General features: G+C 74.9%; 6 protein-coding genes. 4 read left to right on the forward strand and 2 right to left on the reverse strand.

From position 1 onward, the window contains the following. Positions 1-437: 437 nt before the first annotated feature. Complete coding sequence (locus ACTUAL_RS22030) at positions 438-2,408, forward strand: RICIN domain-containing protein (RefSeq protein ID WP_096493016.1); 1,971 nt, start codon at positions 438-440, stop codon at positions 2,406-2,408. Between the two features lie 93 nt (positions 2,409-2,501). Here the strand turns inward: ACTUAL_RS22030 and ACTUAL_RS22035 are convergent, their stop codons facing one another. Beyond that, entirely contained in the window at positions 2,502-3,347 is an 846-nt protein-coding gene (locus tag ACTUAL_RS22035; RefSeq protein ID WP_440901574.1) for a DUF3152 domain-containing protein, read from the reverse strand. A 79-nt stretch (positions 3,348-3,426) separates the two neighbouring features. Between ACTUAL_RS22035 and ACTUAL_RS22040 the strand changes: the two genes are divergently transcribed. Together ACTUAL_RS22040 and ACTUAL_RS22045 are read left to right on the forward strand one after the other, a co-directional pair. Further along, positions 3,427-4,095, forward strand: coding sequence for a response regulator transcription factor (locus ACTUAL_RS22040; protein ID WP_096493014.1), 669 nt, complete (start codon positions 3,427-3,429; stop codon positions 4,093-4,095). A gap of 10 nt (positions 4,096-4,105) precedes the next feature. After that, the gene (locus ACTUAL_RS22045) at positions 4,106-5,944 is read left to right on the forward strand and encodes a sensor histidine kinase (protein ID WP_440901575.1); all 1,839 of its coding nucleotides are present in this window, start codon (positions 4,106-4,108) and stop codon (positions 5,942-5,944) included. 21 nt (positions 5,945-5,965) lie between these two features. On the opposite strand, the gene ACTUAL_RS22050 is transcribed toward ACTUAL_RS22045, so the two are convergent. Further along, entirely contained in the window at positions 5,966-6,904 is a 939-nt protein-coding gene (locus ACTUAL_RS22050) for an SDR family NAD(P)-dependent oxidoreductase (RefSeq protein ID WP_440901576.1), read from the reverse strand. A 103-nt stretch (positions 6,905-7,007) separates the two neighbouring features. On the opposite strand from ACTUAL_RS22050, the gene ACTUAL_RS22055 reads away from it, so the two are divergent. Beyond that, on the forward strand, positions 7,008-7,525 hold a 518-nt coding region (locus ACTUAL_RS22055; protein WP_440901577.1), incomplete at its 3' end, for a TetR/AcrR family transcriptional regulator.

Here is a 7,525-nt window from a genome sequence, read left to right on the forward strand (position 1 = left end):
CGCAGGCAGCACCTCCACAACCCCTGGCCCCACAGGCAGCACCCGCGCGACGCCCAGCCCCGCAGGCAGCACCCCCACAACCCCTGGCCCCACAGGCAGCACCCGCGCAACGCCCGGCCCCACAGGCGATGCCCGCGCGACGCCCGGCCCCGCGAGCCGCCCACCCACGCCCAGAAGCGCCCGTGCGCCCCGCCCGCGCCGCCGGTCCCCACGCGCTCGCCCGAGGCGCGCCCCCGCCCACCCCGAGCAACTCCCCCACCGGCTCACCCCGGCCCGATCCCCAGATCCCCACCGGCGGCGGGGCGACCCCCCGTTCCCGGTGACCGGCGGGCGTTCCGCGTCCGCCACACCCCCATCAGGTCCCTACAACACGAGGACGTGGCTGTGAGACTGGTTTCCCCCGGCGGTCCGGCGTCGACGAGCGCCGCGAGGGCGTCGTGAAGGCGCGTGCGGCGCTCGCCGCGATCGTGGTCGCCTCGGCGGCCCTCTCCCCGGTCGGCGCGGCGCAGGCGCAGGCCCAGCAGGCGGACGTGACCGTGCGCCCCGACCCGACCTACCGGCAGGAGCCGTTCCAGGGCTGGGGCACGAGCCTGGTGTGGTTCGCCAACGCCACCGGGCAGTACCCGAACTCGGTGCGGAACGAGCTCGCCGACCTGCTGTTCTCCGCGCAGGGCCTGAACCTGAACATCGCCCGCTACAACATCGGCGGCGGGAACGCGCCCGACGTGCCGCCGTACCTGCGCGCGGGTGGCGCGGTGCCCGGCTGGTGGAAGGCGCCCGAGGGCACCACCCGGACCGACACCGACTGGTGGGAGCCCAACAACCCCGAGCTGTTCGACGCCGAGGCCGACCCCGGTCAGCGCTGGTGGGTCGACAAGATCAAGTCGAAGGTCGACCGCTGGGAGGCGTTCAGCAACTCCCCGCCGTGGTTCCAGACCGTCTCCGGCTACGTCTCCGGCGGCTTCGACGCGAACGCCGACCAGCTGCGCGCCGACAAGATCGACGAGTTCACCGCCTACCTCGCGCAGGTCGTCGAGGAGATGGAGGACGCGCACGGCATCGAGTTCGACACCGTCGACCCGTTCAACGAGCCCAACACCAACTACTGGAGCACTCGCCTCGGCGCGGACGGCAACCCCACCGGCGGCAGGCAGGAGGGCGCGCACATGAGCCCCGCCCTGCAGGCCAAGGTGATCCCGTCGATGGTGAAGGCCCTGCGGGACAAGGGCTTGAGCGCCGCGGTGTCCGCGCCGGACGAGACCAACCCCGGCACGTTCGCCGCCGACTGGGCGGGCTACCCGGCGGCGGTGCGCGCGCAGGTCGGCCAGCTGAACGTGCACACCTACGGCACCGGCCAGCGCACCTCCGCCCGCGACATCGCCAAGGGCGCGGACAAGCCGCTGTGGATGAGCGAGGTCGACGGCTCGTGGGGCTCGGGCCAGAGCTTCACCAGCATGGACCCCGGCATCGGCATCGCCGAGCGGGTCGTGGACGACCTGCGGGAGCTGGAGCCCCGGTCCTGGGTGCTGTGGCAGGCGATCGAGGACTACGACAACATGAAGCCGGGCGGGGAGTCGCCGCAGGGCGCGAACTGGGGCGTCGTGCAGGTCCCGTTCTCCTGCACCACCTCGGACTGCGAGGTGCGCACCAACACGAAGTTCGACACCCTGCGGAACTTCACCCACCACATCAAGCCGGGCGACCGGGTGATCGGCGTGAACACCACGACCGACGTGGTGGCGATGCGCGGCGAGTCGCTCAAGACCGTGGTGCACGTGAACAAGGCCGAGCAGGCCAGGACCGTGGCGCTCGACCTGCGCTCGTTCAAGCGCATCTCCAAGAGCGCCAAGGTGCAGCCGGTCGTCACGGACGCGTCGGGCGCGCTGGTCGAGGGCGCGGAGGTGGCGGTGCGCGACGGCGTGGCGACGCTGACCGTCCCCGCGCGGTCGGTCACCACGTTCCGGGTGTCCGGGGTCTCCGGCGCGATCGGCGCGGAGGCGCTGGGCGCGCGGGAGGCGTACCGGCTGACCGGTGTGCAGAGCGGGAAGTCGTTGGCCCCCAACGGGACCGCGCTGGTGCAGCGGAACTCGGCCGAGGTCGCGGACCAGTACTGGGAGCTGGAGCGGCTGGACGACGGGTTCGGAAACCGGGTGCGGTTCGCGGTGGTCAACGCCGGGACCGGGCAGCGGCTCGCGGCGGTGGGCGGCGAGGCGGTGCTGCGCTCGGCGGACGGGCCGGAGGCGCGGTGGATCGCGTCGTCCACCGGTGACGGCACGTGGACGCTGGTGAACGCGGCCACGGGCGCGATGCTGGACGTGGTGGGCCAGTCGACGGCGGACGGGGCGAAGGTCGGGCTGTACACGCCGACGTCCGGCCCGAACCAGCGGTGGACGGCGACGCCGCGCTAGCGCGGAGGTCGTTGCGGTAGAACGAGGGCGCCGTTCCCCGGCGGGGGGGGCGGCGCCCTCGTCGCGGGCGGGGCGGGTGCGGTGGCGGGCGGGTCAGCCGGGGAACGGCCAGGGGTTGGGCGCGCACACCTTGCCGTCGTTGGGCACGACCCCGCCCTGCGCGGAGCCCGCGGTGATCAGGTTGATCTCGTCGTTGGACGTGCTGAACGTCTGCTGCATCATCACCGGCGCCAGCGCGCCGTGCTCGGCGCAGGGCACGTGGCCCCGGCCGAGGGCGTGCCCGACCTCGTGGTTGACCACGTACCGCCGGTACCCGTCCAGGTCGCCGAGGTAGGCGACCGCTCCCCTGGCCCAGCGGGCGGCGCTCAGGTCGACCGCGCCGCCGTCGCGGCAGGACACGTCCACCGGGATCTGGAAGCCGCAGCGCTCGCGGGCGGTGGCCTGGGAGGTGAGGCGGACGCGGAAGTCCGGGACGCCGGAGTCGACGCGGCGCAGCGCGAACCCGGCCGAGATCCAGCCGCGCGGGTCGGCGAGGGTCTGCTGCACGAACCCGGCGAACGCGTGCTCGTCCACCTGGACGCCGTCCTCGACCTCGACGGTGTAGCTGAGCGCCGCGCCGCTGCCCGCCTCGGCGAAGGTGCCGGGCACGACGTGCCAGGTCCCGCTGCCCCGCTCGGCGAACGGGCCGCCGTCGGGCAGGTCGGACGAGCGCTCGTAGACCCGCCGCGGCTCGGGCTCCGAGTCCGCAGCCATGGGTTCGGCCGCGACCCGCTCCGGTTCGGCGGGATCGGCGACTGCTGCGGCGGGCGCGGCCGGTTCCTGCGGTTCGGCTTCCGCGACCGGCCCGGTGGGCGGCTCCTCGGGCGGGGTGACCACGCCCGCGGCCGTGAACACGACCGCCGTGGCCAGGCACGCCAGGAGCGCCGGGGTGACCTTCATGAGCACAGGGTGCCCACTAATCGTGAAGATCCTGTGTTGTCCGCGCTTTTCCCCCGTGAAGGCGGTGCATACTGCCGCCGTGCGCGCACGCATCCTCCTCGCCGAGGACAACCCCCACCAGGCGGAACTGGTCCGCCGCTACCTGGAGCACGACGGGCACGACGTCACCGTGGTGGGTGACGGGCGGGCGGCGATCGACGAGGCCCGCCGGAGCGCGCCGGACCTGCTGGTGCTGGACGTGATGATGCCGGGCGTGGACGGGCTCGACGTGTGCCGGGTGCTGCGCGCCGAGTCGGACGTCCCGATCGTGCTGCTGACCGCGCGGGCGCTGGAGGAGGACGTGCTGCTCGGGTTCGACCTGGGCGCCGACGACTACGTCGTGAAGCCGTTCCGCCCCAGGCAGCTGGTGGCGCGGGTGCGCACGATCCTGCGCAGGGCCGGGCGGTCCGCCGGGCCCGCGCCGTCGCCGGTGCTGCGGGTCGGGGACCTGGTGGTGGACCCGGTGCGGCACGAGGTGAACCTGGCGGGCGCGCAGGTCCCGCTGACGCCCGCGGAGTTCCGGCTGCTGTCGGTGCTGGCCGCGCAGCCGGGCCGGGTGTTCACCAGGGCGCAGCTGCTGGACGACGGGTTCATCACCGCGCGGACGGTGGACGTGCACGTGATGAAGCTGCGGCGCAAGGTGGAGCGCGACCCGCGCGCGCCGGAGCGGCTGCTGACCGTGTACGGCGTCGGCTACAAGCTCGTGTGAGCGCGGCGCGATGAGCGGGGCGGCCGGGCGGACGGGGCGGTGGCACAGCCTGCTGGTACGGATCTCGGCGATGTCGGCGCTGATCGCCGCGTGCTCGATCGCGGTGACGGCGTGGTTGGCCTCGCAGGCCACGACGGGCGCGATCCGGCAGGAGCAGGGCGAGGCGCTGGCGGTGGACGCGCGGATCTACGACGAGCTGCTGGGGTTCGCCGCGACGCACCCGGACTGGTCCGGCGTTCAGTCCACTGTGGACCGGTTGGCGGCGGAGACCGGGCGGCGGGTCGCGCTGACCACGCCCGGTCGGGCGGTGCTCGCGGACTCGGGCGGTCCGGGCGCGCCGGAGCTGCCGGTGAACGCGAGGGTGCAGGTCGACCCGCTGACCGTGAACGCGGTGCTCAAGCCCGGCGGCGGGGAGGTCGACCCGCGCGCGGTCGGCCCGTTCGCGCTGGACGGCGGGTCGTTGGCGGAGCTGGAGTCCCGGTTGGCGCGGGTGCGGCAGTGCGCGGCGGTGGTGGTGCGGCGGTTGCCGGGCGGGCGGCCCTGGGTGGCCGAGTCGACCGCGCCCGCCTGGACCACCGCGCCCGACGGGAACGGCCGGGACGGCGGTCAGCGGTGCGACGCGCTGTGGGTGAACGCGCCGCTGGAGGTGGAGTGGCCCGCACTGGTCGACCTGGAGGGGCGGACGGCGGCCTGCCTGGCGCGCACCTCGCCCCCGTCGGCGGCCCCGTCCCCGTCGACGCCCGTCTCGCCGCCCGTCTCGTTGCGGGCGCTGGCGAAGCAGGACGCCGGGTGGTACCTGCGCGACGAGGTGACCGGGGACCCGGAGCTGGCGGCGTGCGCGCTGGCTGCCCGCCGGGAGCAGTTGGCCTCGCACGTGGCCCAGCCCGCGCTGCTGTTCCTGACCGCGCCGACCGGCGGCGAGCCGCGGCCGATCGACCTGTCCACGGCGGGCGCGACGCGGATCGCGCTGACCGGCGCGGGAATCCTGGTGGTGGCGGGGTTGGCGTCCTGGGGGACGGCGACGGCGGTGGTGCGGTCGGTGCGGGCGCTGACGGCGGCGGCGCGGCGGATGACCGGCGGGGACCGGTCGGTGCGGGTGCGCGAGCCCAGCGGTGAGGTCGGGGAGCTGGCCGGGGCGTTCAACGCGCTGTCGGAGCGGTTGGCCGAGGTGGAGCGGCAGCGCAGGGCGATGGTGAGCGACGTGGCGCACGAGCTGCGGACGCCGCTGGCGAACATCACCGGGTGGTTGGAGGCGACGCAAGACGGGCTGGCCGAGCCCGATCCGGCGCTGATCGCGATGCTGCTGGAGGAGGCTTTCCTGTTGCAGCACATGGTGGACGACCTGCGGGACCTGGCGCAGGCGGACGCGGGGGCGCTGCGGTTGCACCGGGAGCCGGTGGACGTGGTGGAGCTGGTGGCGCAGACCGCGGCGGCGCACCGGGTGTCGGCGCGGGCGCAGGGGGTGCGGCTGGAGGCGGCGTGCGCCGGGGAGCTGGTGCTGCACGGCGATCCGGTGCGGTTGCGGCAGGTTCTGGCGAACCTGGTGGGCAACGCGGTGCGGCACACGCCGTCGGGCGGGTCGGTGGTGGTGCGCGGGCGCGGTGGGGGCGGTGTGGTGGTGCTGGAGGTGGTGGACACCGGGGAGGGTTTGGCGCCGGAGGACCTGGCGCGGGTGTTCGCCCGGTTCTGGCGGGCCGACCCGTCGCGCAACCGGGCCACGGGCGGCAGCGGGTTGGGGCTGGCGATCAGCAGGCACCTGGTGGAGCTGCACGGGGGTTCGGTGGTGGCGGAGAGCGAACCGGGGGTGGGGTCGGTGTTCCGGGTGGTGCTGCCCGCGGGGGACGCGTGAGGTCCCCCGCGGGCGGCGCCCTCAGCCCGCCAGGGTGCGGAGCGAGACCTCCCACAGCCGGTCGGCGGCCTCCGGGTCGAGCGCGTGGTCGGCCACGCCCCGGTTGGTTCCGGGCACGAACGGCCCCGCCTCGGCGCAGTCCTCGAAGTACTTGCCGCCCAGGCCTTCCAGCTCGGGCGCGGTGGCGACGTAGACCGAGGTGGCCGCGCCCTGCTCGGGGCTCTTGCGCCGGACCTCGGTGACGCCCGCCGCCGCGCGGGCCCGCGCGATCTCCTCGAGGTCCACGTGGCGCTGGAGGTTCGTGCTGATCGAGCCGGGCATCAGGGCGTTCACGGTGATCCCGTCGGCGGCCCACCTCGTGGTGGCGCTCACTCCGAAGAGGACGTTCGCGGTCTTGCTCTGCGCGTAGGCGTCCCACGCCTGGTACTCGCGCTCGGCGCAGTGGACGTCGTCGAAGACGACCGGCGAGCGGTGGTGGGCGCTGGAGCTGACCGAGACCACGCGCGCGCCGCCCGCCGCCGCGAGGTGCCGGTGCAGCCCCTTGGTCAGGGCGAAGTGGCCGAGGTGGTTGGTGGCGAACTGGAGCTCCCACCCCTCGGGGGTGCGGGCGAGCGGGCAGGCCATGACGGCCGCGTTGTTGACCAGCAGGTGCAGCGGGTCGTCCCAGTTGGCGGTGAAGGCGGCCACGGAGACCTGGTCGGCCCGGTCGAGCGGGGCGACGCGGACGGCGGTGCTGCCGGTGGTGGCGGTGATGTCGGCGGCGGCGCGCTCACCGGCGGCGCGGTCGCGCACGGCCAGGGTGACCTGGGCGCCCGCGGACGCGAGGGCCCTGGCGGTCTCGACGCCGATGCCCGAGGCGGCGCCGGTGACGACGGCGCGCTTGCCGGTCAGGTCGATCCCGGCCACCACCTCGGCGGCCGTGGAGGAGGCGGTGAAGCGCGGTGCGGTGTTCGCGGTCATGATCTCCCCGGATCGCTGGGCTAGGATGAAGCGGAGGTTCCTCCGCTTCTTCGAGACTAACCGGAGGGCCCTCCGCTTGCAACCGATCCCGGAGGACGCCGCCGTGACCGACCCCGACCAGCGCCCGCTGCGGGCCGACGCCCAGCGCAACCGCGACAAGCTCCTGGCCGCCGCGCTGGCCGCGTTCACCGAGCGCGCCGACGCGCCCCTGGAGGGCATCGCGAAGCAGGCGGGCGTGGGCATCGGCACCCTCTACCGGCACTTCCCGACCCGCGAGGCGCTCATCGAGCAGGTGTACCGGGCCGAGCTGGACCGGCTGTGCGACGCCGCGCCGCACCTGCTGACCACCTCGCCGCCCGAGGTCGCGCTGCGGCGGTGGATGGACCTGTTCCTGGAGTACCTGGACACCAAGCGGGGGCTCGCCGACGCGCTGCGCGCGGTGATCACCGGCGCGGAGACCCCGTTCCCGCACGCCAGGAAGCGGCTCCTGGAGGCGCTGGGGGTGCTGGTGGACGCGGCGGTGCGGACGGGCGCGCTGCGCGACGACGTGCCCGCGCTGGACGTGCTGGTGGGCATGGCCGGGATCGCGAACGCCACCGACGACGCGGCGCAGGCCGGGCG

The sequence above is a fragment of the Actinosynnema sp. genome, from assembly GCF_052038725.1.